The 24829-nt window shown below is 62.3% G+C and carries 23 protein-coding genes; 8 read left to right on the top strand and 15 right to left on the bottom strand.

The features are described 5' to 3' along the window. The 4 genes from AADW18_RS04190 to AADW18_RS04175 all read right to left on the bottom strand — a co-directional run. Window positions 1-996, bottom strand: a 996-nt coding sequence (locus AADW18_RS04190) for a flagellin (RefSeq protein ID WP_337342081.1), incomplete at its 3' end; no start/stop codon positions are given. Between the two features lie 81 nt (window positions 997-1077). Next, complete coding sequence (locus AADW18_RS04185; protein WP_337342080.1) at window positions 1078-2250, bottom strand: flagellin; 1173 nt, start codon at window positions 2248-2250, stop codon at window positions 1078-1080. Window positions 2251-3202: 952 nt separating this feature from the next. Beyond that, window positions 3203-3793, bottom strand: a complete 591-nt coding sequence (locus tag AADW18_RS04180; RefSeq protein WP_337342079.1) for a hypothetical protein — start codon at window positions 3791-3793, stop codon at window positions 3203-3205. Continuing rightward, window positions 3786-4640, bottom strand: coding sequence for a hypothetical protein (locus tag AADW18_RS04175; RefSeq protein WP_337342078.1), 855 nt, complete (start codon window positions 4638-4640; stop codon window positions 3786-3788). The genes AADW18_RS04180 and AADW18_RS04175 overlap by 8 nt, the downstream gene beginning before the upstream one ends. Window positions 4641-4889: 249 nt before the next feature. Between AADW18_RS04175 and AADW18_RS04170 the strand changes: the two genes are divergently transcribed. Next, window positions 4890-5309 (top strand): hypothetical protein, encoded by a 420-nt coding sequence (locus AADW18_RS04170; RefSeq protein ID WP_337342077.1) that lies wholly within the window; start codon window positions 4890-4892, stop codon window positions 5307-5309. A 63-nt stretch (window positions 5310-5372) separates the two neighbouring features. On the opposite strand, the gene AADW18_RS04165 is transcribed toward AADW18_RS04170, so the two are convergent. The 3 genes from AADW18_RS04165 to AADW18_RS04155 form a co-directional block, all read right to left on the bottom strand. Next, entirely contained in the window at window positions 5373-7157 is a 1785-nt protein-coding gene (locus AADW18_RS04165; protein ID WP_337342076.1) for a serine hydrolase domain-containing protein, read from the bottom strand. A 245-nt stretch (window positions 7158-7402) separates the two neighbouring features. After that, window positions 7403-8029, bottom strand: coding sequence for a TetR/AcrR family transcriptional regulator (locus AADW18_RS04160; protein WP_337342075.1), 627 nt, complete (start codon window positions 8027-8029; stop codon window positions 7403-7405). Continuing rightward, complete coding sequence (locus AADW18_RS04155) at window positions 8029-8298, bottom strand: acyl-CoA-binding protein (RefSeq protein ID WP_337342074.1); 270 nt, start codon at window positions 8296-8298, stop codon at window positions 8029-8031. Before AADW18_RS04155 ends, AADW18_RS04160 begins: the two co-directional genes overlap by 1 nt. Before the next feature lie 151 nt (window positions 8299-8449). Here AADW18_RS04155 and AADW18_RS04150 point away from each other — a divergent pair, with 151 nt between their 5' ends. Further along, window positions 8450-10453 (top strand): SDR family oxidoreductase, encoded by a 2004-nt coding sequence (locus tag AADW18_RS04150; protein WP_337342073.1) that lies wholly within the window; start codon window positions 8450-8452, stop codon window positions 10451-10453. A 95-nt stretch (window positions 10454-10548) separates the two neighbouring features. Here the strand turns inward: AADW18_RS04150 and AADW18_RS04145 are convergent, their stop codons facing one another. From AADW18_RS04145 to AADW18_RS04135, 3 genes are all read right to left on the bottom strand, one after another. Then, window positions 10549-11484, bottom strand: coding sequence for a restriction endonuclease (locus tag AADW18_RS04145; protein WP_337342072.1), 936 nt, complete (start codon window positions 11482-11484; stop codon window positions 10549-10551). A gap of 490 nt (window positions 11485-11974) precedes the next feature. Continuing rightward, complete coding sequence (locus AADW18_RS04140) at window positions 11975-12547, bottom strand: phasin family protein (RefSeq protein WP_337342071.1); 573 nt, start codon at window positions 12545-12547, stop codon at window positions 11975-11977. A 237-nt stretch (window positions 12548-12784) separates the two neighbouring features. After that, a complete protein-coding gene (locus AADW18_RS04135) occupies window positions 12785-14038 on the bottom strand; it encodes a patatin-like phospholipase family protein (RefSeq protein WP_337342070.1) in 1254 nt (417 codons plus the stop codon). A gap of 101 nt (window positions 14039-14139) precedes the next feature. On the opposite strand from AADW18_RS04135, the gene AADW18_RS04130 reads away from it, so the two are divergent. Beyond that, complete coding sequence (locus tag AADW18_RS04130; RefSeq protein ID WP_337342069.1) at window positions 14140-14853, top strand: hypothetical protein; 714 nt, start codon at window positions 14140-14142, stop codon at window positions 14851-14853. A gap of 100 nt (window positions 14854-14953) precedes the next feature. Here AADW18_RS04130 and AADW18_RS04125 read toward each other — a convergent pair whose 3' ends face one another. After that, complete coding sequence (locus AADW18_RS04125) at window positions 14954-15229, bottom strand: polyhydroxyalkanoic acid system family protein (RefSeq protein WP_337342068.1); 276 nt, start codon at window positions 15227-15229, stop codon at window positions 14954-14956. 111 nt (window positions 15230-15340) lie between these two features. On the opposite strand from AADW18_RS04125, the gene AADW18_RS04120 reads away from it, so the two are divergent. Then, the gene (locus AADW18_RS04120; RefSeq protein ID WP_337342067.1) at window positions 15341-16141 is read left to right on the top strand and encodes an FHA domain-containing protein; all 801 of its coding nucleotides are present in this window, start codon (window positions 15341-15343) and stop codon (window positions 16139-16141) included. Here AADW18_RS04120 and msrQ read toward each other — a convergent pair. Further along, window positions 16110-16745, bottom strand: coding sequence for a protein-methionine-sulfoxide reductase heme-binding subunit MsrQ (msrQ, locus tag AADW18_RS04115; protein WP_337342066.1), 636 nt, complete (start codon window positions 16743-16745; stop codon window positions 16110-16112). The two genes, AADW18_RS04120 and msrQ, sit on opposite strands and share 32 nt — an antisense overlap. Window positions 16746-16902: 157 nt before the next feature. Continuing rightward, window positions 16903-17871 carry a protein-methionine-sulfoxide reductase catalytic subunit MsrP gene (gene msrP, locus AADW18_RS04110; protein ID WP_337342065.1) on the bottom strand — a complete coding sequence of 323 codons (969 nt, stop codon included), beginning with the start codon at window positions 17869-17871 and terminating at the stop codon, window positions 16903-16905. Window positions 17872-18073: 202 nt separating this feature from the next. On the opposite strand from msrP, the gene serC reads away from it, so the two are divergent. The 3 genes from serC to aroA all read left to right on the top strand — a co-directional run bounded on the left by serC (window position 18074) and on the right by aroA (window position 21852). After that, a complete protein-coding gene (gene serC / locus AADW18_RS04105; RefSeq protein WP_337342064.1) occupies window positions 18074-19159 on the top strand; it encodes a phosphoserine transaminase in 1086 nt (361 codons plus the stop codon). A 109-nt stretch (window positions 19160-19268) separates the two neighbouring features. Next, window positions 19269-20429 carry a prephenate dehydratase gene (pheA, locus tag AADW18_RS04100; protein WP_337342063.1) on the top strand — a complete coding sequence of 387 codons (1161 nt, stop codon included), beginning with the start codon at window positions 19269-19271 and terminating at the stop codon, window positions 20427-20429. 115 nt (window positions 20430-20544) lie between these two features. Next, the gene (gene aroA, locus AADW18_RS04095; protein ID WP_337342062.1) at window positions 20545-21852 is read left to right on the top strand and encodes a 3-phosphoshikimate 1-carboxyvinyltransferase; all 1308 of its coding nucleotides are present in this window, start codon (window positions 20545-20547) and stop codon (window positions 21850-21852) included. A gap of 145 nt (window positions 21853-21997) precedes the next feature. Here aroA and AADW18_RS04090 read toward each other — a convergent pair whose 3' ends face one another. Next, entirely contained in the window at window positions 21998-22579 is a 582-nt protein-coding gene (locus AADW18_RS04090; RefSeq protein ID WP_337342061.1) for a TonB family protein, read from the bottom strand. 135 nt (window positions 22580-22714) lie between these two features. Then, window positions 22715-23359 carry an energy transducer TonB gene (locus AADW18_RS04085; protein WP_337342060.1) on the bottom strand — a complete coding sequence of 215 codons (645 nt, stop codon included), beginning with the start codon at window positions 23357-23359 and terminating at the stop codon, window positions 22715-22717. Window positions 23360-23488: 129 nt separating this feature from the next. Between AADW18_RS04085 and serS the strand changes: the two genes are divergently transcribed. Beyond that, window positions 23489-24769 carry a serine--tRNA ligase gene (gene serS, locus AADW18_RS04080; RefSeq protein WP_337342059.1) on the top strand — a complete coding sequence of 427 codons (1281 nt, stop codon included), beginning with the start codon at window positions 23489-23491 and terminating at the stop codon, window positions 24767-24769. Window positions 24770-24829 lie beyond the last annotated feature (60 nt).

The following is a 24829-nucleotide window of genomic DNA, read 5'->3' as shown; positions in this document are numbered from 1 at the left end:
GCTGGTCTGCAGGTTGGCGACCACCGAGGTGAAGCGGTTCTGCACCGCACCCAGGTCGGCGCGGGCACCGTTGACCGAAGTCAGCGCGGCGTCGACGATTTCCAGTGCCTTCTGCGCGCCTTCGAACGTGGTGATGTCCAGGTCCTTGGCGAACTGGGCGGTGCCGGCGGCGGCCGTGGTGGTAGCGGCGGTCAGGCCCGAGCCTGTCACCGTGCCACCGACGACCAGATCCTTGCCGGCCTTCACCGAGTTCAAGGTCAGTTCGTTGTTGGCGGCGCCGCCAACCGTGGCGTACACGCCGGATTCGCCCATCTTGGCGTTGATCGCGGTGGCCAGCGTCTTGGCGATATCCGCACCCGTCGTGCCGTTGGTGTAGGAAACGGTGTCGATGGCCACGCCATTGACGGTCAGGCCGGCAACGCTGCCATCAGCGGCGGCGGTGGCGATCGCTCCGCCCGTGACATCGGCGGCAAACTTGACGTTGCCCAGCGACTGCGAGCGGGCATCGACGACTTTGTCGATGGCGATGGCTTGCGCCGCATTGGCGCCCACCTGGAACAGCTGGCTGGTGAACGAACCGTCCAGCAACTTGGTGCCGTTGAAGTCGGACTGCTTGGCGACGCGGTCGATTTCGGACGACAGCTGCTTGACTTCCGCATTCAAGGCGGCGCGGTCGGAAGCCGAGTTGGTGGCGTTGGCCGACTGCACCGACAGCTCGCGGATACGCTGCAGGTTGTTGCCGATCTCGGTCAGCGAACCTTCGGCGACCTGGGCCAGCGAAATGCCGTCGTTGGCGTTGCGAACCGCGACATCCAAGCCGCGGATCTGGGTGCTGAAGCGCTCGGAGATGGCCAGACCCGCCGCGTCGTCCTTGGCACTGTTGATGCGCAAGCCGGACGACAGGCGTTGAATGGTGGTGGCCAGCGAAGCGCCGCTGGTGCTCAGATTGCGCTGAGCATTGAGCGACATCGTGTTGGTGTTGATTACCTGTGCCATGAATGCGATTCCTTAGGCGGTTGCTGCACGGAGGGTTGAGTTGATGGAACGTCCCCCGCCGTGCCGCCGGGGACGCCTGGTTCAGCGTTGCAACAGACTTAAAACGTTTTGCGGTACCTGGTTGGCCTGGGCCAGCATGGCCGTACCGGCCTGCTGCAGGATCTGGGTGCGGGTCAGTTCGGCGGTTTCCTTGGCGAAGTCGGTATCGCGAATGCGGCTACGCGAAGCGGCCAGGTTTTCCGAGCTGGTCTGCAGGTTGGCGACCACCGAGGTGAAGCGGTTCTGGATGGCGCCGAGGTCGGCGCGCGCACCGTTGACCGAGGTCAGCGCGGCGTCGACCACTTCCAGCGCCTTTTGGGCGCCAGCGAAAGTGGAGACGTCCAAATCCTTGGCGAAGGTGGAAGCTGAAGCCGCCGCCGTGACCGAAGCTGCGATGCCGGTCAGACCGACTTCCACCGCGGTGCCCAAGGTGCCGGCGGCGTAGGTGAAATCCTTGCCGGCTTTCACCGAGGTCAGCGAGATCTGGTTGGAAGCGTCCACCGAGGCGTACACGCCGGTTTCGCCGATCTTGGCGTTGATGCCGGCGGCAATGCTGCCGGCTACTTGCGATGCGCTGGCGCCGTTCTTCCACTCGACCCGGTCCACGACCACACCGTTGATGGTGAGGCCGGTCAGGTTGTTGTCGGCAGCCGCGACGGCGGCGCCGGTGGTGGCGGTGGTGACGGCAGCGAATTTGACGTTGCCCAGCGATGCCGCACGCGCATCGACCACTTTGTCGATGGCGATGGCCTGGCCCGCGTTGGCGCCGACCTGGAACAGCTGGCTGGTGAACGAGCCGTCCAGCAGCTTGGTGCCGTTGAAGTCCGCCTGCTTGGCGACGCGGTCGATTTCGGAGATCAGCTGATCGACTTCGGCGTTCAGCGCGGCGCGATCGGACGTGGAGTTGCTGGCGTTGGCGGACTGTACGGCCAGTTCGCGGATGCGCTGCAGGTTGTTGCCGATCTCGGTCAGCGAACCTTCTGCGACCTGGGCCAGCGAGATGCCGTCGTTGGCGTTGCGAACCGCAACGTCCAGGCCGCGGATCTGGGTGCTGAAGCGCTCGGAGATGGCCAGGCCGGCCGCATCGTCCTTGGCGCTGTTGATGCGCAAGCCCGAAGACAGGCGCTGAATAGTGGTAGCCAGCGAAGCACCGCTGGTGCTCAGATTGCGCTGAGCGTTAAGTGACATCGTGTTGGTGTTGATTACCTGTGCCATGGGTCGTCTCCTCTTGTTTAGGTCCCGGCGGAATGGAACGGGAGTGCTGCCGGTTTTTTGTGGATGGCTAGTCGCCCCCGTTGGTGAAATGAATAACGGCGCTACCGAAAAAACCTTTAGCGCCTGATTGAAAATTTGTGCTAGGCGGCGTCGATGGGCGAGGGGCGATGGGTCGCCAGGCCGGGGGAGGGCGGCCAAAACCGGCGCGAAAGAGTGCCCAGAGCCGGGTAGGAGCGCCGTCCCGCGCCGGGTGGTGAACAGCGGGCTTTCGTCGCTCTTCGCTTCAGGCGCGATCTGACAGGAAGAGCTCGCAGCCGGAGGCAGCTCCCACAACGGCGCTGCCGATAACCCTGTAGGCGCGCCGTCTTGGCGCGAGGTTTTGCCTTCAGCGTGTTCTGACAGGAAGAGCTCGCAGCCGGGGCCAGCTCCCACAACAGCGAAGCCGATAACCCTGTAGGAGCGCCGTCTTGGCGCGAGCGTTTGCCTTTGGCGTGTTCTGACAGGAAGAGCTCGCGGCCGTAGGCAGCTCCCACAACAGCGAAGCCGATAACCCTGTAGGAGCGCCGTCTCGGCGCGAGGTTTTGCCTTTAGCGTGTTCTGACAGGAAGAGCTCGCAGCCGGAGGCAGCTCCCACAACGGCGCTGCCGATAACCCTGTAGGAGCGCCGTCTCGGCGCGAGCGTTTGCCTTTGGCGTGTTCTGACAGGAAGAGCTCGCAGCCGGAGGCAGCTCCCACAACAGCGAAGTCGATAACCTTGTAGGAGCGCCGTCTCGGCGCGAGCGTTTGCCTTTGGCGTGTTCTGACAGGAAGAGCTCGCGGCCGGAGGCAGCTCCCACAACAGCGATGCGGATAACCCTGTAGGAGCGCCGTCCCGGCGCGAGCTCTTCGCTTCTACCGCGATCTGACCGTAGAGCTCGCGGCGGGACGCCGCTCCTACGACAGCAGGCTTGGCTTATTCGCCAGGCGGTTGCGGTACCGGGCTTGGCGGTAAGGGCAGCGTGGCCTTGCGCCAGCTATCCAGAGGATCGTCCAGCAACGACAGGTCGGGGATGCGGTATTCGCAGCCGATCAACACGTGATCTTCCAATCCTGGCTGTTCCGCAGCGTAGACCACCAGGGCATGTTGTTCGTCGAAGGCGCTGGACAGCGGAGTATCGCGACTTTGTTCCAGCGCCTGTTCCAGATGCATGGCCGCCTGTTCCAGCGGACCTTCCACCGCAATCAGGACGCGATTGGCCGCTATCACCACCGCATCGCTGTCGTGACCCCACGCATGCACCGGTTCGTTCAATCGGTATAAGTCCATCACCGGCTCCGAATACTGGCGTTCGGTCTGTACGAATTCGGACGGGCGTTCCTGGCGCAATCGTGGCAACAGCCCTGCGATGTCGGCAGCAGTGGTGCGGCAAGTCAGCGCATCACGCAATGTATCTGAAGGTTCCGCCGCATCGGCGGCGGGCATCGCCGGGGCCGCCGGCGGCGACTGCGCTTGGCAAAACATCGGCAATGCGGCCAGGGCCGCACCCACGAAGACTCTATTCAAGCTGCGCGTTCGCATATGCCGCGTCTAGCGCTTCCATCGCATCCTTGGGCTTCAACTTTCCGGCTTTTTCGAATGCGCCGGCCGCCGCGTCTTCTTTCTTGTCGCCATACAGCAGCAACAGCACGTTGCCATGTTCAACGTGCGCGATAGGCGAGTCGGGGGTCAGCTTCAACGCAGTCTTGATGTGCGATTCGGCTTCCGCCGCTTTCGCGCCGTACGTCAATCCGCCGATCATCGCGCCGATCTTGCCGATGATCTCCGCGTGGTAAAGGGCCAGAGCGGTATGCGCCTCGGCATGCTTGGGCGCCAGTTCCAAGGCGGTATCCAACGCGGCGCGCACCTTGCCGGCGATACCCTGCTTCAGCGCCTTGGTGATGCTCAGGCCTTGGCTATAACGACCCAGTGCGAATGCGTAGCGGTAGTGGCTGTTGGCTTCGTCGGGTAGCGCTTTGATGGCGGCTTCGGCCAATTTGGCGGCTTGGTCGAAACGCTTCAGTTGTTCGGCTTCATCCTCCACCAGATAAGTGGCGTGGATGCCCAGCGCCTTGACGGCTACTGACGTGCCCAGAGCACCTAAAGGCTCGCCGATCTCGAATGCGGCCTGAAAATCTCCGCGGTGGAATGCGCGCCACGCGTCCTGCAGCTTGGCCGACAGATCAGCAGCATCCGCGCCTTTGGCGGCCTTGCCTGCGGCATCGATCAAAGCCTGCGCGCGCTTGGCATCGGGATAGGGTTCGTTGTCTCCGGCATGCAAGGCCGGCCAGGCTTTCTTCAATGCGTCGCCCGCATAGGAGAATGCTTTCGCATCGTGCGGAAACGGCGCCCATTTCGATGATTTTCCCGCCATGTTGTGTTCCCCTCCAGGAGACTCGGAGCATGGCTGGGTAGCTGGCCGCTGACAAGTCCCTGTGTTGTTGTAGGAGCGGCGTCCCGCCGCGAGCTCTTCGCCAGGGTTCACGTTGATCCATCGAAGGGCTCGCGCCGGGACGGCGCTCCTACGAACGGGACGCGACACCAGTAGTGTGTTTGCTCCATACCCGGCCGGCAGCATCCTTCGCCGGAGCCGCCCGTCCGGGCCGGTGATAGAGATGTCGTCATGACTGCAAGAAAGAACTCCCGATCCAAATCTCAGGAAACCACATTGCGGCACCTTTGGTTGGCCGGCCTGGGCCTGGTCTCGATTGCTCGCCGCGGGGCGGTCAACGCTGCCAACGATGCGGCGCACAAAGTGGAAACGTTGAAGCAGCAAGCCGACCGATTGGCCAGCCAGGCTCAGGTCGGCGTTGTGGAAAGTCTCGCCAGCGCGCGTCAGCAGGGTGAAGCACGGATCGGGCGGTTCAGCGCCGATGTGGAGGCGCGACTGGCGCCTGTGCTGGTCAAGCTGGGCCTGAAGCCGCAATCCATGGCCAAGCCGCGCGCACGCAAGCCAGCCAACAAGACCACCGCCAAGCGCACCCGCAATACCCCCGTTCGCAAACCTGCTGCCAAACGTGCCGTCCGCAACGGCCGAGCCTGATCGACTGCCTGAAAAGCTGGGTTTGCGGGCAATAAGGAGCTACGGAACCCAGCCGGTTATTCGCTAGGCGGCCCAGAGCCGCAATGGCAGGATTTCCCAGGCAGTCAACACCAGCGTCCACTGCAGGACAGCCAGCATGGCCAGCGCATCGATGAAGGCGGGCCGGCCTGCCGGACGACGCCTGAGATGAAGCAGCAATCCTGCCATCATCGTCAGCGGAAGCGCTGCGGTGGTGACTGCCAATGCGCCGCTCGCAAGCGTCAGGTCGCCGAGCTGCAGGAAGGACTGACCGAAGAACAGTGGCAGCGTCAGCAACAGCGCCAATACTCCCAGGTTTGGAAGAAACACTGGCTGTGAGACATGCAAGCGTCTCATCAGCAGACGGACAACGCCGGCGGTGAGCAGATGGAGCAGGCCCAGCATGCCGAGAGCCAGGCTCAGCCAAAGCGATGCGAGCTTCACCGTTGGAATCCGATCGTAGCTCTGCGAGCCCGTACTGAATGTTCGCGTGCCGCTCGCCGTCTTCAGCAACACATGCGACGCCATGACGCGATCTGGCGCACGAAACAAAGCTCCACCGACAGGCGTCAACATCACACCCGGCGCGAAAGCGGGTTTGAGTCGCAGCGCGGAGCCGTTTTGCTTGAGCTGGGCAAAGTTGAGCGTGGTATCGATCCAGCTCAAGCTCGCGAATCGATTCGGGACCGGGGCGTAGAAGCCCTCCCAATTTGCGATCTCGACATTCGCCGGCGTAGCAGGCGACGGAGCGGCGGCGGTGATGTCCAATGCCTCGATCAGGCGCTTGTCCAGCGCGCCGTAGTCGGCTGTTTCACTGTCGGTATTGATCGATAGGAAGAACGCGCGCTGTTGTTCGGGAAACAAGCACAGCATGGCGCGATAGCCTATGGTGCTGCCGCCGTGGCACAGGCCGACCACGCCATGGCGGTCGCGCGTTTGCAGGCCGAGGCCATAGCCGGCGGTTAGCCCGGCTTGTGCGGCTTCCGTGCCGGCGGGCTGGCCCATCGCCCGCAACAGAGCGGCGTCGATGAATGCAGCGCCGCCGATGCGGCCATCACTCATCAGGAAGCGTGCGAACTTTCCCATGTCCTCGGCCGTGGTGGTGAGTTGTGAAGCGGGGCGCAGATACATCGGCGCGGCCGCATGCGGCACGGATTCTTCCAGATGACCCATCGCCAGGCGCGGATCATCCTGCTGGGAAACGAAGCCAAAGGTGCTGTCGTGCATTTCCAGCGGCCGCAACAGGTGAGCATCCAGATAACGCTCGTATCTTTCTCCGGTCACCGCTTCGACGATGCGGCCCAGCAAGCCATATCCGGTGTTGGAATAGGAAAAACGCGTACCGGGCCGGCTACGGATGCGCAGGGCGCCACCATCTCGGCTATACGCATCCGCCAGCGGCGTGTCTGGCTGCGCCTGAGTGCTGAAGATCTGCCAAAGATGGGCGTCGTCCAGACCGGCGGTGTGGTCCAGCAGATGGCGTAGCCGAACCGGATCGCTGGATGCCCATGGATTGTCGAACTTGATGTCCGGCAATAGCTCCGAAACGGGCGCGTCCAACTGCAGCCGACCTTGGCTGACCAACCGCAATATGCCCGCGGCCAACAGCGTCTTGGCGACCGAACCGACGTGCACGCGATCCTCCGCTGTGAGCGGTTGCCCTGTACGTGCGTGCTTCAGCCCTGCGGCACCCACGGTGATGGCGGGGGAGACGTCGGCATCAACCGTTGCCCAGACCGCGCCCGTCAGTTCTTCTTCCTTCAGCAACGCCGCCATGTCGTGCGTCAGCGGCGAGGTCCGTGGCGTGGCATGCAAAACAAGCGGAAGCATCGAACACAACACCCATGCTGTGCTGCACAGCCAGCCTCTGGTCGCGCCACTTATCTTTGCCAAGCGCTGTTTCATAGCCAACCGGGTCTGGCGGGTGAAGTGTCAGTCTGGAGAGTGGCCATGCACCACGCGTGTGGACAAAGTCACTGTCACTTTTGCGGGTGTTAGCCGTATGTTGACTACCCACCGGACTTGGGCCGAGTGCTCGCCTCGTCCCGCGAATCACGCCTGCGAACTGTTCCGGCTCAATCCAAATACGCTTGTATCAAGGTATTCAAATGCACCCGTTCCGCATCACGCAGGAAGGGTGCGATCAGCATCATGACCTGCACGATGCCGTGGCGGATGGCGGTTTGTTCGTCCTTGTCGCCGCGCGCGGAGGCGTAGTTGAGCCAGAAGGTAGCGATAACCAGCACGTTGGTCGCCGTGCTGGCCAGTTCGGCGGCGGAAGCGCGCATCACGCCCGCTTTCGATAGACCTCGCATCACCGCATGGGCACTGTCGTCGGCACGCTTGAGGATGCGGGCGAAGCGCATGCGCAGGCGGCGGTTGCGGCTGAGGATTTCCACCAGGTCACGATATAAAAACCGGTAGTCCCAGATGCATTCGAAGATCAGATGCAGCTGTAGCCAGATATCTTCCAATCCCGGCAGCCGATCGGCAGGCGCGGTGAGCGCAGCATCCATCCGCGTTTCGTAGCGGGCGAACAACTGCTCAATGATGTCGTCCTTGTTGCGGAAGTGGTAGTACAGGTTGCCCGGGCTGATTTCCAGCTCGTCTGCGATGTGGTTGGTAGTGACGTGAGGCTCGCCTTGCGCGTTGAACATCGCAAGCGATGCATCGAGGATCCGCTGGCGAGTGTCGCGCGCCACTAGGCGGTGAGCTTCTTCACTAGATCCACATATTTTTTTTGCGCTTCTTCCTGCGGTGTTCCTTTCAGCTTGGCCCAGGCTTCGTACTTGGCGGTGCCTACGAAATCGAAGAAACCCGGCTTGTCGCCTTTTACGTCGCCTTCCGAACCCTGCTTGTACAGCGCGTAGAGGCGCAACAGGGTGTCGTTGTCGGGGCGTTCGGCCAATCCCTGGATGTCTTTGGACGCCTGCTCGAACGCCTGCTCTAATGAACTTTTCGAATCAGCCATGGATATTCCCTCCCGAAGAACGCCGCCATGACACCACGCGCCGTCACCAGGGTCAATCAGCGCCGGGATTGTCGAACGTTGCCGGCTCTGGCAACGTAGGCCAAGGGGTTCGGCGGAGGGGCTGAGCCCACATACCCAAGGGCTGTACTCCATGAGCTACTTCGTCACTGGCGCCACGGGATTCATCGGCCGCTATCTGGTTGGCAATCTTCTCAAGCGCAACGGCACGGCGGTTTCGACTCCGATCTATGTGCTGGTCCGCAAGGACTCGCAGAAGAAGTTCGACGCCATCGCCAAGAAAGCCGGCTGGGACATGAAACGCATCTCGGTGGTTCACGGCGACATGACCCAGCCAAAGTGCGGTCTTACGCCCGCGCAACTGCGGAGTTTGTCCGGCAAGGTGAAACATTTTTTTCATCTGGCTGCCATCTACGACCTGACCGCCAGCCCGGAGTCCCAGAAGGCGGCCAACATCGACGGCACCCAGCATGCCTTGGACTTGGCGGCAGCGTTGAAAGTGGGCACCTTCCACCACACCAGTTCCATCGCCGCGGCCGGACTATATCCGGGAGTGTTCCGCGAGGATATGTTCGAGGAAGCCGAGGGTCTGGACGATCCTTATCTGCGCACCAAGCATGATTCCGAGGGCCTGGTTCGCAACGAGACGCGTTTCAAATGGCGCATCTATCGTCCGGGGATGGTGGTAGGGCATTCGCAGACCGGCGAAATCGACAAGATCGACGGGCCTTACTATTTCTTCACGCTGATCAAGAAACTGCGCGAGATGCTGCCGCAATGGATGCCCGTGCTGGGCATCGAAGGTGGCCGCATCAACATCGTGCCGGTGGATTTCGTGGCTGATGCGATGGACCACATCGCGCACAAGCCCAAGCTGGATGGCCACACTTTCCATCTCACCGATCCGGAACCGATGCGGGTCGGAGAGGTACTGAACACGTTCTGCCGCGCCGGTCACGCACCCGAGATGACCATGCGCCTGGATGCGCGCATGTTCGCTTTCGTGCCCAGCGGTATCCGCATGGCGATGGGCAACCTGCCGCCGGTCCGACGTTTCATCGGCATGCTGCTGCGCGACTTCAAGATTCCCAAGGAAGTGCTGAAGTTCATCACCTATCCAACCCGCTTCGACAGCCGCGAGACCGAGCGGGCGCTAAAGGGCACCTCAATCGCCGTGCCGCGCCTGGACGATTACGCTTGGCGGCTATGGGATTACTGGGAGCGCCACCTGGATCCGGACCTGTTCGTCGACCGCACCCTCAAGGGAAAGGTCCGCAACAAAGTAGTGGTGATTACCGGCGGTTCGTCAGGTATTGGATTGTCGACGGCACAGCGCGTCGCCGATGCGGGCGCTGTCACGATCATTGTTGCCCGTGGCGAGGAGGAGCTGTTCAAGGCGCGTGACGACATGAAGGCCCGGGGCGGCAAGGTCTTCGCCTACACCGCCGATCTGTCTGACATGGCCGACTGCGATCGTTTGGTCAAACAGGTGCTCGACGAGCATGGGCATGTCGATATCCTGATCAACAACGCGGGCCGTTCGATCCGCCGTTCGATCGAACTCAGCTACGACCGTTTCCACGATTTCGAGCGCACCATGCAGCTGAACTACTTCGGTAGCCTGCGCTTGATCATGGGTTTCATGCCGACCATGACGCATCGCCGCAAGGGCCACATCATCAACATCAGTTCGATCGGCGTGCTGGCCAATTCGCCACGCTTTTCGGCTTACGTGGCATCAAAAGCGGCGTTGGACGCGTTCAGCCGCTGCGCACAAGGCGAACTGTCGGGCAAAGGCATCAGCTTCACCACCATCAACATGCCGCTGGTGAAGACACCCATGATCGCTCCGACCAAGATGTACGACAGCGTGCCGACCTTGACGCCGGAAGAAGCCGCCGATCTGCTGGTCAAGGCCATTATTGAAAAGCCAAGCCGCATAGCGACCCGTCTGGGAATCTTCGCCGCGCTGATCAACGCCCTGGCTCCGAAAGCCTACGAGGTGGTGATGAATACCGCCTTCGAGCTATTCCCCGATTCCGCCGCCGCCAAGGGCGATCGCAAAGCGCTGAAGGACGAGACACCGAGTCAGGAACAGATCGCCTTCGCTGCGTTGATGCGTGGCGTGCATTGGTGAGGAGAAGTCAGGCAAATAGTGAAGGGTAAGTAGCAAAGTGGAAAAGCATCGGTCGCTTCTCACCATTTACTCTTGACTCTTCACCATTTGCCTCCTCACATCGTCTTGCATTGCCGCCAGCGCACCGGCTCGTCGCTGCCGGGCGGAGGATTGAGCTGTATGCGCACATTGCGTAGGGCGGGAAACCGTTCCACTTCTTTGCAGATGAGCGGCCAGACTTCTTGTTCCGTTGCGATACGGTCAACCGACAAAGTCAGCGACGTCTGCCAGAAACCACGAGCGAGGCCCGGAGTCTGATTGATGTTGAGAAGCACCTTTGCACGCTGGTCCGCTAGCTCTTCGTCGGTGGGATACGGGGCGACGGTCACGGCGCCGGTGTTGGCGGCGGGAGCCGCGGGTGCAGGCGTCGAGGCGATGGGAGCTGCCGGCCTGTTCGTAGCTAGATAATTGACCACCGCTACCGTGACCAGCGCCCCTGCGGCGAACGCGGCCAACCAACTGATGCCGATGTGGCGCTTGGCGCGTGCGCTGGCGAAGCTCACGATCTCATCCCGTAACGAGGTCTCGATCAGCGGTTTCACCTCGGGCCACAACCGCGGGCCGTCCAGCACCTCGATGTTGTTGCCTTGGGCGGCTTCGCGTCCTTCTTTCTCGACACGACCTTCAGTAGCCAGGATGCCGCCCGCGGCACTGCTCAACCGCACCCCGGCGGCCAATTCGACCACGGGTGCCGCCGCAATGCGGTAGGCGGATCCGTGTTTGCACGAAAGCAGCCAGCGCTTGCCATCGCGATTGAGCACAAAGGTGGATTGGGGCTCACGTGATCCTTGGCCGTCGGGAACCACTTCGATCAATCCGCGGAGCGCCATTGCATCGAGTACCAGGCGTGAGAACTCGCGCCAACGCAAGCCCGAGAGGGCATGCAGTCCGGCGGCCATCTCATCGTTGCGGCGGCGTATGAGCCAGAGGTACGCGGTTGCAGCGGTGCCGATCAACAGGGTGACGGCCAATCCGGGAAGCCAAACAGGCATGAGTCCTTTCGGAAATCGTTTTCGTGAGATCGCGATTCTAACCAGCGGCACTATCGGTGTCTGTCAGGACGCCACCGATACAAGTGAAAGGTTCAGTTCGCATTAGGAGGCAGCAAGCCGCCAGACATCAGGTTCCAAACAGTCCGCGGGCTTGAGGCATGCTCGAAACAACTATCCCAGCACATGGAAGGAGCAAAAAAGCGACGTCGGTTGAGCATTGGATCTGCGCGGAACGGCAGCCGGATCAAGTGCAAATCAGCTCTCCCTATTGTGCAGGAGATCCGCCTTGGGGAACCTGCTGGGATATTGCTGGCAACCGCCGCGCGGCTTTTCCCAGGCCCACGAAAAAGCCCGCCAGTCCGAAGTCGTAAGGGGAGGGGAGCATACGTACTTCGTGTGGACTGGCGGGCTAGAACGATTGTTACGCTTTTCTATGCTGCCTTGCAACAATATTTTCAGGTGCCAGGCGGCGATAGGCGGAACACACCGTTTACTTAGTGCTGGCTCGCTTTGCGCCCTTCGTCACGGGCTTGGCCGGTGACGTTTTTTTGGCGCTTTTGGCCGCGCGGGTGGTCTTGCTGGGCTTCGCCGTCTTGGGGGCCGGACTTTTACGTGCGGTGGGGATGCCGCCGAGCTTGCGCAGTTCGCCGTTCAGCGCATCCACGCGGTCGATCAACGCACCCAGGTCCTCGCGGCTGGGAACCTCCAACCGGCGCAGGGCGCGCTGCACGCGTTCCTCGAATACCTTTTCCAACCGGTCCCAGGTGTCGGTGGCGCGTTCCTTGGCCTGACCCACCGTGCTCTCCACGGCGTCCCGCACCGCTTCGACGCGGCCGCCCGCCAGCTTGCGGGTGGTCTGTTCCAGCGAAAGGCCTTCCTTCACCAAGGTCTCGAACAGCTTGCCGCCTTCGGCTTGGGCGCGTCCAAACGCACCTACTCCGGCTAGCCATACTTGTTGCGCGGATTCACCCAGGCTTTTCGAGAGACGTTCGGCCTGAGCCTGCAGATTGTCGTCCTTGGCGGCGGCGGCGCGCTTGCGTGCTGTTTTCTTCAGAGTAGCCATGGTGCTCCATCAATGGAGGGAAGGGATAAGCCGCAGAATCGCCGGCCTGTCTAGAGTTTTCACACCAGCCGAATGACACCATGCGGTGGTGAGTGATGGGGGAGTGAGCAGTGAGTGGGAAAGCCTGTGCTTTCGTCCCCTTTTTAAGGGGGCTACGGGGGATTTGCTTTCGCTTTGTCTTTGCCTCGTATAGGAGCAAAGGAGGAGGTAAAGCGAGTGTCTTTGCCGCTTCCCGCTCTAAGCGACCCGCCTGCCAGATCTTGCTCGGCGTTGCGCTATGACTTGATCCACGTCATCCAGCGCGCGGCGTAGGCGCGCCGTGGTTTCGGTCATGCGGGGCGGCACGTCCAAGCCGTCCAGAATGGAGCGATGACGGTCGCCGATGATTTCGTCCCGCAGCCGGATGCCATGGGCAGCCAGCATGGGGCGTAGCACGTCGGCGCGCAGGCGCAGATCGGCCAGCGTATTGCGATATGCCAACTGGCAGACACGGTGGCGCGAGGAGAAACTGAAAAGGTTGGTGAAGAACAGTTCGCTGTCGTTCGCGTTGGGCTCGAACACCAATTGATCGATATTCGGGAACTGGTGCGGGTATTTCTCCATGCCGATCTGCATGCGCGACTGCAGCAGGGTACGCAGCGTCTGCGAAAGCACCGCGGGCAGACCGCCGCTGGCCAGGCCCATTTGTTCTGCTTCATCGGCTTGCGGTCCGGCGCGCGTGGCGTCGAATGGCACCAGCGGGTTGATGCCGATCATCAGATCGATGCCGCGTTCCAGCACCGTCGAAGCATGCATCGTGCGACGCAGCGCGCCGTCCAGAAAGTGGCGTCCGTTGATTTCCACTGGCGGGTACAGGCCGGGCAGGGCCGAACTGGCCTGCACCGCTTGAGAGATCGGCACGTTGTCCCAACCGGCTTCGCCGAAGCGCACGGCTTCGCCGCTGTCCAGGTCGACCGCCACCACGAACAAGTCCGCTTCCAGCTCGCGGAAGTCATTGCTGCGACCACGCCGGTTGAACACGTCGCGCAGGAAGACTTCCACGCCCACATTGTCGAACAGTCCAGTGGGCACCAATCCGCCGAAACGCATCACCAGGTCCGACCACCGCACCGCTTTGCGCGGGTTGCGCATCAGTCGGCGCCCCCATTCGGCATACAGTTGGGGCATGCGCGCGGCGCGCTGCAGGTACTCGGCCACGTTGGGGCGGAGGAAGGTTTCCGGCCGGAATTCAGCGTCGTCGCTGGTGCCGGTAATGAAAATGCGACAGATTTCCGCCGTGCTCATGCGATTGGCCAGTCCTGCGGCCAGGAAAGCGCCGGAGCTGACGCCCACGTAGCAGTCCAGGCGCGTGGGATCCAAACCGTCCATTGCCTCGTCCATGGCGCGCAGTGCGCCGAGCTCGTACATTCCGCCGATAGGGCCGCCGCCGGCGATGGCGAGACCAATGCGTCCGCCGCTGCCGCGTGTCCTTGCGCTATGGAGTGAAAGCATGCTGATTCTGTGCGAAAAGATGACCTGGCGAGTGTAGCCGACCAGGACATGGGCTCGCGGGTGTTGCGATCAATGCCAGCGAGCCGGATCATCTGCCAGTCATGGCGCGCGATAACCCTTTGATCCAACGGCTCGGCCGGCGTTTGGCCTGCCACCAGGCCTTGCACGATCCCGACCGCGAGCCGCGCAACGGCTTGCGCTGGCTGGTCGAGCTGCGCCGCTGGCAAGCCCGACGGCTGGAGACCAGCTTCGAGCATTTTCTTAGCGATCCGAAACGCCGCGGTGCGGCTTTGTTCTTCCTGACCGACGTCTACGGTGAGCAAGATTTCAGCCGGCGCGACGCCAATGTCGCCAAAGTGATGCCGATGATGCAGCGGGTGTTGCCGGCAGCCGTGCTGGGCACCGTGGCCGACGGCATCGAACTGGGCGCGCTGACCCAGGCGCTCGATCTTCGAATGGCGGAAACGCTCCATCGCCTTGCGCCCACTCGCAGGAAACTGGACGTCGAGCTTTACGCCAAGACCTATCGCGAAGTGGGGCACGCGCGGCTACGAGCGCACCAGATCGACCTGATCGCCAACGTAGGCATTGGACTGACGAAGGCGGTCCGCATGCCAGGCGTTGTCACCTTGCTGAAACTGTCGCGCGGGCCGGCCCGGGCTACCGGCTTGGGCGACCTTCAAGGCTTCCTGGAACGCGGCTTTGCCGCGTTTTCCGCATTGGGGGACGGCAAGGCCTTCGTGCGGGATATCGAAGCGTCCGAGCGCGAGATCTCGCGCCGCATCTTCGCGGGACATCCGCAGCCGTTCGACTGAAGCGTAGGCCCAAACCGCCAGCCGCCGGTCGGTCTGGGCCACGTCCTCGAAATCGCGAATGATTGCGCGCTCGTCGGGGACGCGACCCCGACCACACGCCTCAGGTGAACCGTTCGTCCAGCACTCGGCGGATTTCCGATTCAATGGGGCCTTTCATCGCCGACAGCAGAAAACCGAGATGGGCGGTTACATGCAGTTGCTCGGGTTGCACGGTGATGTGGCCATCGACCCCTGAGCGCTTGAAATTGAGCGTGTCGCCTTCCCATTCGTAAGCCATGTCGAAGCGCTCTGCCAGTTTTTTCGCCACGTCTTCCACCGCTTTGCGGGCCTGGGCGGGAGTCTTGGAGTGCGGATGCTGAATATCGATGTGGGACATGCGGATTCCTCTCGTAAGGAGGTATTGTGCGCACGTCCAGCGTGTAGGCCAAGTCGCAGCGCGGCACGCCGATGATGTGCGCTTTGCGACAACCTGCTAGGCTGCCGCGGCGTGGAAAAACTACGACTGCATTTCTCCAATCGACAACTGCCCGACCGTCCATTGCCTGTGGGCGTGCACCGGGTCGTGCGTGAAGCCGCGGGCACGCTTGGCGTGGGCGATAACGCACAGGGCGCCTTGTTGGCGCAGATTTGCGTGGACCAGCGCGGCATGTGGCTGCAAGTCGCCAACGGCATGCGGGGCGTCCACATCAATGGCCGGCCGGTCAAGCGCATGTCGCTGCTGCGTGCCGGCGACGCGGTGTACGTGGACGGAGTGGAATTGCTGCTACGCGCCGCGCATGAGGGCGTCGATGCGGTACCCCCGCCCGATCCGGCCACGGCTGAAGACCCTCGCGTCGTGTTGCGTGGAATCGGCGGCGAACACCATGGCCGCAGCTTTCCTTTGTGCCGGCCCTGTACGGTCGGCCGCGCGCGCGATGCCACGCTCCGTATCGACGATCCGGCATTCGCCGAACGCCACGCCGAACTGGAGCTGCGTGGCGATCGCGTGCTGCTGCGTGATCTGGGTTCGGCCGAAGGCAGCCTGGTCAACGGGCTGCCTGTGCGCGATGCACTGCTGAAAGCCGGCGACCAAGTCGTCTTCGATGGTCGCCACCGCTTCGTGATCGAAGTTCCGTGGTTGCCGCACACCATGGCGGAACCGCTGACGGACGAACCGGCGGAGGCGCCGCCCAAGCAGCCGGTGCAGCGCCCGCTATCCCAATCGGTTCGCCGCTGGCCCTGGCTGCTGCTGGCCGCGTTGTTGCTGGCTGGCGCACTCAGCGCGCTGTTGCTATTCGGCGTGCGCTGACCTTCTTCCAAACGCGCCAACCCAGCAACACCGCCAGAATCGAGGCATACAGCAGCGGTTCGCGGATGTCGGATTTCACCAGCCACCAGAAATGCAGAACCGCCAGCACGCCCACGGCGTAGACCGCCTTGTGCAACTTGCCCCAATTGCGACCCAGCCGACGAATCCAGCCCTGCGTGGAAGTGATGGCCAGTGGCACCAGTAGCAGCCACGCGGCGAAGCCGACAGTGATGTAGGGCCGCTTGATGATTTCCTCGAAGATTTGCGTCCAGTAGCCACGCAGATCGAGCGTCAGGTAGGCCGTCAGGTGCAGACAGGCGTAGAAGAACGCGTACAGCCCCAACATCCTGCGGAAGCGGATCAGCACCGGTTTGCCTGTCAGCTGCCGTAGTGGAGTGATCGCCAAGGTGATCATCAACAGGCGCAAGGCCCATAACCCGGTGCGATGTTCGATTTCCGCCACCGGATCAGCTCCCAACGCGTCGCTGCCGGTTTGCCAAACGTCGTAGAACTGCCAGGCAAGGATGCTCAGCGGCGTCAAGGCCAGGGCGTGGACCAGGGCCTTGGCGGCGATCAGGTAAGGGGAGATCTTGGGCTTGGGCATGTCGATCCGGAATTTCGGCTAAGCCGAAGCACAGCCGAAAGGCTGGTTGCTATTCGTATTGCGGGAATGGGACGAGGGTTCTGCAGGTTCTGCTGGGAGCGCGAAGAACGCCAGCATCGACGGCGTTTTCGCGAAGCACCAGGAACATATCAACCACTCAATACCACTTCTTCAAATCCATGCCCGCATACATTGGCGCCACCTGCTCGGCATAACCATTGAACATCTTGGTAGGGATGCGTTCGGCGAATAGCTTGCTGGCGTTGCCGGCAATGCGGCGCTCGGTTTTCTGGCTCCAACGCGGGTGATCCACGGCGGGGTTCACGTTGGAGAAAAAGCCATATTCCGACGGCTGCAGATCGTGCCAGGCGGTTTCCGGCATGCGTTCCACAAACTTGATCTCCACGATCGACTTGATGCTCTTGAACCCATACTTCCACGGCACGACAAGTCGCAGCGGCGCGCCGTTCTGCTGAGGCAACGGCTTGCCGTACAGGCCGGTGGCCAGCAATGTCAACGGATGCATGGCTTCGTCGATGCGCAGGCCCTCGCGGTACGGCCAGTTGATGGACCGATAGCGGATGCCCGGCATCTGTGTCGGGTCTGCCAGCGTGGTAAAGGCGACGTACTTGGCCTTGGACGTCGGCTCGAAGCGCTTCAGCACCGATGCCAGTGGCACACCCAGCCACGGGATCACCATCGACCAACCCTCCACGCAGCGCAGACGATAGACGCGCTCTTCCGGCGTCAATCCTTTCACCAGGTCTTCCAGCGCCAGCTTGCCGGGCTTGGCACATTCGCCGCCCACCGCCACCGACCAGGGCGAGATACGCAAGGTCTTGCGGGCGGTGGACGGATCGGTCTTGCCGGTGCCGAACTCGTAGAAGTTGTTGTAACTGGTGACATCGGCGTAGCGGGTCAGCTCCTCGGCCGTGCGGAAGCCGGAACGGGCCTGATCCGGCGTGATCGCCGTCTTGGGGGCTGCCGGCGGCTCGGCGTCTGCGCATCCGGACATGGCCAGAATCGGGGCCGCCGCAAACGCACTCAACAGCTGGCGGCGTTGGCGGTACACGGATTCGTCGGTGATTTCCGCGGCAGGAATGCGTAGCGCATCGCGAAGTGACATGGTGGTTTCCTCGGTTGCTGATTCTGTATAGAGGCCGCGGCAGGGCAAAAGGTTTCGCGCTATGGCCCGCTGCTGAAACAAGGTTAATACGCGCCCGGTTGTCGGGTGGTGCGGGCGTTGCGAAATGAGTTGCAGAACCGATTTGGTTGCCCCTGCAACCGATGCACTGCGGCATACTAGCCTTTCCCCATTCAGGTGCCTTATGACGCGCGCGTACAACTTCAGTGCCGGCCCCGCCACCCTGCCAGAACCGGTGTTGCGACAGGCCCAGGCGGAAATGCTCGACTGGAACGGTATTGGCGCGTCCATCGTGGAAATCAGCCACCGCAGCGCGGATTTCATTGCGGTAGCGGCCGAAGCCGAAGCCGATCTGCGCGCGCTGCTGGCTATCCCCGATGACTACGCGGTGCTGTTTCTGTCCGGTGGCGCCACCAGCCAGCAGGCGTTGCTGGCGCTCAATTTTGCCTCGCCGGGGCAGGTGGCGGACTATGTGGTTACCGGTCATTGGAGCAAGACCGCCATCCGGCAGGCCAGCCCCTATGTGACCGTGAACGTGGCTGCCGACAGCGAAACGGACGGCTTCCGCCGGATTCCCGCGCGGGACAGTTGGCAGCTCAGCTCAGGCGCGGCCTACGTGCACATCACCGCCAACGAAACCATCCATGGCGTCGAGTTCCGCGGCACGCCGGACGTAGGCGAGGCGCCGTTGTTCGCCGATTTCAGTTCCAGCATCGCGTCCGAGCCCATCGAGATATCGAAGTACGGCCTGATCTACGCCGGTGCGCAGAAGAACCTCGGGCCCGTAGGCATTGCGGTGGTGATTATTCGACGCGACCTGCTGGAGCGCAGCGGGCAGCCACGCGCCGACATCTTTGACTACCGGTCGCATGCCGCGCGGGATTCCATGCTCAATACTCCGCCGACCTGGAACTGGTACCTGCTTGGCCTGACCGTGAAATGGATGCTGGCCGAAGGCGGCGCCATGGAGTTCGCTAGACGCAATACGGTGAAGTCCGGGCTGGTGTATGCGGCCATCGACAACTCCGGCGGCTTTTACCGCAACGAAGTAGCGGCCGATGCGCGTTCGCGCATGAATATCCCGTTCTTCCTGCCCGATGAAACACTGACCACGCGTTTCGTGACCGAATCGAAAGCGGCCGGCCTGCTGGCGCTGAAAGGCCACAAGGCGGTTGGCGGTATCCGCGCATCGCTGTACAACGCGTTGCCGGTGGAAGCAGCGCAGGCGTTGGTGGCGTTCATGCGGGATTTCCAGCAGCGAAATGGATAAACAATTCTGTCTGTAGGAGCGACGTGAGTCGCGATGGAGGCCGGTAAAGCCTCATCGCGACTCACGTCGCTCCTACAGGGGCGAAGATAGAAAAGGAACAGAAAGCGTTATGGCCGCAAAGCCCAAAAAACCGGCGACAAAAAAAACCGCCGGATCCAGCGTCAAGAAAGCCGACAAATCAGTGCCCGCACCACCGGTGCTCGCCGATGTGCGCAATCAGATCGATGGTATCGACCGACAGATCCAGGCTTTGATCGCTCAGCGCGCGCAGTTTGCTCACCAGGTAGGCAAGGCCAAGGGCAAGCTCGCTGCCGCGGTGGACTATTACCGCCCCGAACGCGAGGCGCAGGTGCTGCGCATGGTGGTGGACCGCAACGAAGGTCCGCTGAGCGATGAGCTGCTGGTGCATGTTTTCCGCGAAATCATGTCCGCCTGCCTGGCGCAGCAGCAGCCGCTGAAGATCGGTTATCTGGGGCCGGAAGGTACTTTTAGTCAGCAAGCAGTGCTGAAGCATTTTGGCCGCTCCTCGCATGGCCTGCCATTGGCCAGCATCGAGGAAGTATTCCAGGAAGTGGAGAACGGGAACGCCGATTTCGGCGTGGTGCCGGTGGAAAACTCAGGGCAGGGCACCATCCAGATCACGCTGGACATGTTCCTGACCTCGAACCTCAAGATCTGCGGTGAAGTCGAACTGCGCGTGCATCAGTACCTGCTATCGCGCAGCGGCCGCATCGAAGACATCGAGCGCATCTATTCGCACCCGCAATCGTTCGCACAGACGTCGGCCTGGTTGCGCGCCAATCTGCCGCATGTGGAGAAGATTCCGGTCTCGAGCAACGCGGAAGGTGCCCGTCGCGCGCGCAATTCCGAGGATGCGGCGAGTATCGGCGGGGAAAGTGCCGGCCACGTCTACGGCCTGAAGAAAGTGGTGATGAGCCCCATCCAGGACGATGCCGATAACACCACACGCTTCCTGGTCATCGGTCGCAGCATCTTTCCGCCCTCGGGCCATGACCGTACCTCGGTGCTGGTGTTCATCCACGACAAGCCCGGCGCGCTGTTCGACGTGCTCAGCCCGTTTGCCCGCCACGGCATCAGCATGAACCGCATCGAATCGCGTCCATCGCATCACGCCAAATGGGAATATGGCTTCTTCATCGATCTGGCCGGCCACGTGGAAGACGAAGCCATGAAGCAGGCGCTGGCGGAACTGAAGAAGCACTCGGCGCAGATCAAGGTGCTGGGGTCGTATCCGGTAGCGGTGCCGTAGAACGGGAATGGGGAATCGGGAATGGGGAATGGCTAAAGCAAAAGTCGTCCACGTTCCGATCTCCGCGTCCCGCACTTCGATTCTCTATTCCCTATTCCCCATTCCCGATTCCCCAATGACAAAGCAAGATTGGATCGCATCCTCCGGCACACCGCTACGTGGTGAACTGGACATCCCTGGCGACAAATCCGTATCGCACCGCTCGGTGATGTTCGCGGCGTTGGCCGATGGCGTGTCGAAGATCGACGGTTTCCTGGAAGGCGAAGACACGCGCGCTACCGCGGCCATTTTTTCGAAGCTGGGTGTTCGCATCGAAACTCCGTCGCCTTCGCAACGCATCGTGCATGGCGTAGGCATCGATGGCTTGCGAGCCCCCGATGGTCCTTTGGACTGTGGCAACGCGGGTACCGGCATGCGGTTGCTGGCCGGACTGTTGGCGGCGCAGCGCTTCGATAGTGTGCTGGTTGGCGACGCATCGCTTTCCAAGCGGCCTATGCGACGCGTGACCGGTCCGTTGGCGAAGATGGGCGCGCGCATCGATACCGAGGAAGGCGGCCTGCCGCCGTTGCACATCCACGGCGGGCAAGCATTGCACGGCATCGACTACACCCTGGAAGTCGCCAGCGCGCAGGTCAAATCCGCGCTGCTGCTGGCGGGGCTGTATGCCGAAGGGGAAACAGTAGTGCGCGAACCGCATCCGACCCGCGATTACACCGAGCGGATGTTGGCTGCGTTCGGCGCGGATATCGATTTTTCACCCGGCTATGCGCGATTGCTCGGCGGTCCGCGGCTGTGCGCCACGGACATCACCGTGCCTGCGGACTTTTCCTCGGCGGCGTTCTTTTTGGTTGCCGCCAGCATCGTGCCGGGCTCGGAGCTGCGCCTGCGCGCGGTAGGCCTGAATCCGCGACGCACCGGCTTGCTGACCGCGCTACGCGCCATGGGCGCGGATATTGTGGAAGAGAACGGCAGCGAGCAGGGTGGCGAGCCGGTCGCGGATTTGGTTGTGCGGTACGCGCCTTTGCATGGCATTGAAGTGCCTGAGACCATCGTGCCGGACATGATCGATGAGTTCCCGGCATTGTTCGTGGCTGCCGCCTGCGCGCAGGGGCCCACTGTGGTGCGCGGTGCCGCGGAACTGCGGGTGAAGGAATCCGATCGCTTGGCAGCGATGGCCACCGGTTTGCGGGCGCTTGGTCTGCAAGTGGATGAAACACCTGATGGCGCCACCATCGTTCCCGGCGCAATGCGGGCCGGCACCATCGACAGTCATGGCGATCACCGTATTGCGATGGCGTTTGCGGTCGCGGCGCAGTGTGCGCAAGGCGAAGTGCGTATCGGCGATATCGCCAATGTGGCGACGTCCTTCCCCGGTTTCGACGAACTGGCGACGCGCGCAGGTTTTAGATTGAGGACGGCCTGAGCAAATTAGGCCTTTGTGGGAGGCTTAGGCTTTGTAGGAGCGGCGTCCCGCCGCGAGCTCTTCCGTCAGGTTGTCCAGACTTGCGAAGAGCTCGCGGCGGGACGCCGCTCCTACGAACAAAACGCTCCTGCAAAAAGACGCTTAATCAAATCGGTTTGAAATCCACCGGTATCCTCACCACGCTGGCGGTTGCTTTGCCATTGCGTAATGCCGGCTGGAACTTCCATCGCCGTACCGCCTGAACCGCCGCACGATCCAGGTCACGGTTGCCGCTGCGCTTGGCGATCGACACTTCGGCCGGTTTTCCGCTGGCATCTATCTTGGCACGCACCACGACGGTACCGCCCACGCCCGAACGCAACGCGGCTGGCGGATACTCAGGCACGGCGTTGCTGGCCAGCGGGCGGGGTTCGCGGGAGATCCGGGACGTGCGCTGAGGGGTTCGTTCCGCGACCGCGGGGTCGGTGGCCGGCTTTGGCGGATCGATTGCCGGGACGTCGACATTTTTCTCGACGGGAAGGGGGGGTGGCGTTTCGACCGCCGGAACTTTCTGCGTTACAACCGGCTCGGTCGCCACGCCGGGACGGTCCTGGGCAATCCAGAAAATGGCTGCGGTCAGCAACGCACCGATCAGCATCAGCCACAGACCGGGGCTGGCTTTTGGCGGCAAAGGCCGCGCTTCCGGCATTTCGGTCGGGTGATACTCGCGGAATTCTTTGGAAGACATCGACACAGACCTCCTGATCATTGGGAGTAGGTCGAGTCTTGCATGTGGCTTTGTCGCGATTGCGTGACAAGCCAGTGACAGCGTGTCTGGAAAAAACCGGAGGTTCAGCTAACTGGCCTGGGCAGCGCGAAGGATTTACCGCTCCAGGCTGAAATCGATCGGAATCGTCACGACACTGGTGACCGGCTGGCCGTTGCGCTGGCCCGGCCGGAAACGCCAATCGCGGACGGCCTCCATCGCGGCACGGTCCAAATCTCGCGAACCGCTTCGTTTCGCCACCTGGACATCGGTCGGTGTGCCGTCGACCCCCACTTCGACCCGCACCAGCACCGTTCCCGTCGAGCCGCGACGCATGGCGGTGGCGGGATACCGTGGAGGCGGGGTTTGCCCAGGAATCGGCACTGCCACTTCGCCAGGAGCGACCGCGGCGGTCGCCGATGGCGGCGCAGCAGGCGTTTCTGTTGCCATGACCGGCGGTGGCGGCGGCATCGGCTTTTCTTCGACCAGTTGCGGGCGTTCGCTCTCGCTTTCGGGCGCGGGCTTTTCTTCCAGGCCACTGGCGCCTTCGCGGGATGTCAGCGGCTCGGGCAGCGCCTCGACGGTGGCGGTCGGGCCGGCGACGACCGGCTCGGGCTTGTAGAAGCCTTTGTCGCGGCCCAGCCACCAGACGAGAACGAACAGCAGCAGGCCGACGCCGAACGCGATGGCGGCAAGCCGCAGTGCATGGCGGGGCAGGCGGAAGACGAAATGGGAGTCGTGGCGTTCGCTGGGGGCCGACATGGGATTCACCGGTGAAGACCCCGCAATTCTGGCATAGCCACGGTTAAGTGGGCGAGGCGGCGCGCCGCCCAGCTTTCCACAGAATATCGGCGATAATTGCCGCTTCTTACCTCAAGCCCCCACGCATACATGCTCGATCCTGTCCTGCTTCGCACCCAACCCACTGAACTCGCTCAACGCCTGCAAGCCAGCCGGGGCTATTCCCTGGACGTCGCCGCGTTGGAGTCGCTGGAGTCCGCGCGCAAGCAGATCCAGAAGCGCACCGAGGAGCTGCAGAACCTTCGTAATACCCGCTCCAAGGCCATCGGCCAAGCCAAGGCGAAAGGAGAGGACGTCTCAGCACTGATGGCGGAAGTGGCCGGCTTTGGCGATGAACTGAAGGCTTCGGAAGTGGAGCTGGAGCGCATCCGAGGCGAAATCGAAGCCATCGCGCTGGGCATTCCCAACCTGCCGCATGCCAGCGTGCCGCCGGGTGACGACGAAAGCGGCAACGTCGAACAGCACCGCTGGGGTACGCCGCGCGCGTTCGATTTCCCGGTCAAGGACCATGTGGAGCTCGGCGCCCGCCACGGCTGGCTGGACAGTGACGCCGGCGCCAAGCTGTCCGGCGCGCGCTTCACCGTGCTGCGCGGCCAGTTGGCCCGCCTGCATCGCGCGCTGGCGCAATTCATGCTGGACTTGCACACCAATGAACACGGTTACGAAGAAACCAACGTGCCGCTGATCGTCAATGAAGATTCGATGCGCGGCACGGGCCAACTGCCGAAGTTCGAGGAGGATCTGTTCATTACGGAAGTGGGCGAAACCAAGCGCTATCTGATTTCCACTTCGGAAATCTCGTTGACCAACATCGTCCGTGATGTGATCGTCGACGATGCTGTGCTGCCGCTACGCATGAGCGCGCATTCCCTGTGCTTCCGCGCTGAAGCCGGTAGCCACGGCCGCGACACCCGCGGCATGATTCGCCAGCACCAGTTCGAAAAGGTGGAGATGGTGTCCGTCGTGCGTCCGGCGGAAAGCTACGACGAACACGAGCGCATGACGCGCTGCGCGGAAGTCGTGCTGGAGAAGCTGGGCCTGCCGTACCGCCGCATGCTGCTGTGCAGCGGCGATATGGGTTTCACGGCTAGCAAGACCTACGACCTGGAAGTCTGGTTGCCGTCGCAGGACACCTACCGCGAGATTTCCTCGTGCTCCAACTGCGAGGATTTCCAAGCCCGCCGCATGCAGGCGCGCTGGCGCAATCCCGCCACCGGCAAACCCGAACCCGTGCATACCCTCAATGGTTCCGGCACTGCGGTGGGCCGCGCCCTGATCGCGGTGATGGAGAACTACCAGAACGCGGATGGTTCCATCACGGTGCCTGAGGTGCTGCGCCCGTACATGGGCGGTGCCGAGCGCATTGCCTGATCGTAGGTATCAGTGCGGGAAGGCTCTTGCTTACCTTTCTCTCGTAAAACCTGATGGCAG

This window comes from Pseudoxanthomonas sp. CCNWLY206-1, assembly GCF_039710385.1.
Taxonomy (GTDB): Bacteria; Pseudomonadota; Gammaproteobacteria; order Xanthomonadales; family Xanthomonadaceae; genus Pseudoxanthomonas_A.
This window is presented reverse-complemented; position numbering and strand designations above follow the sequence as displayed.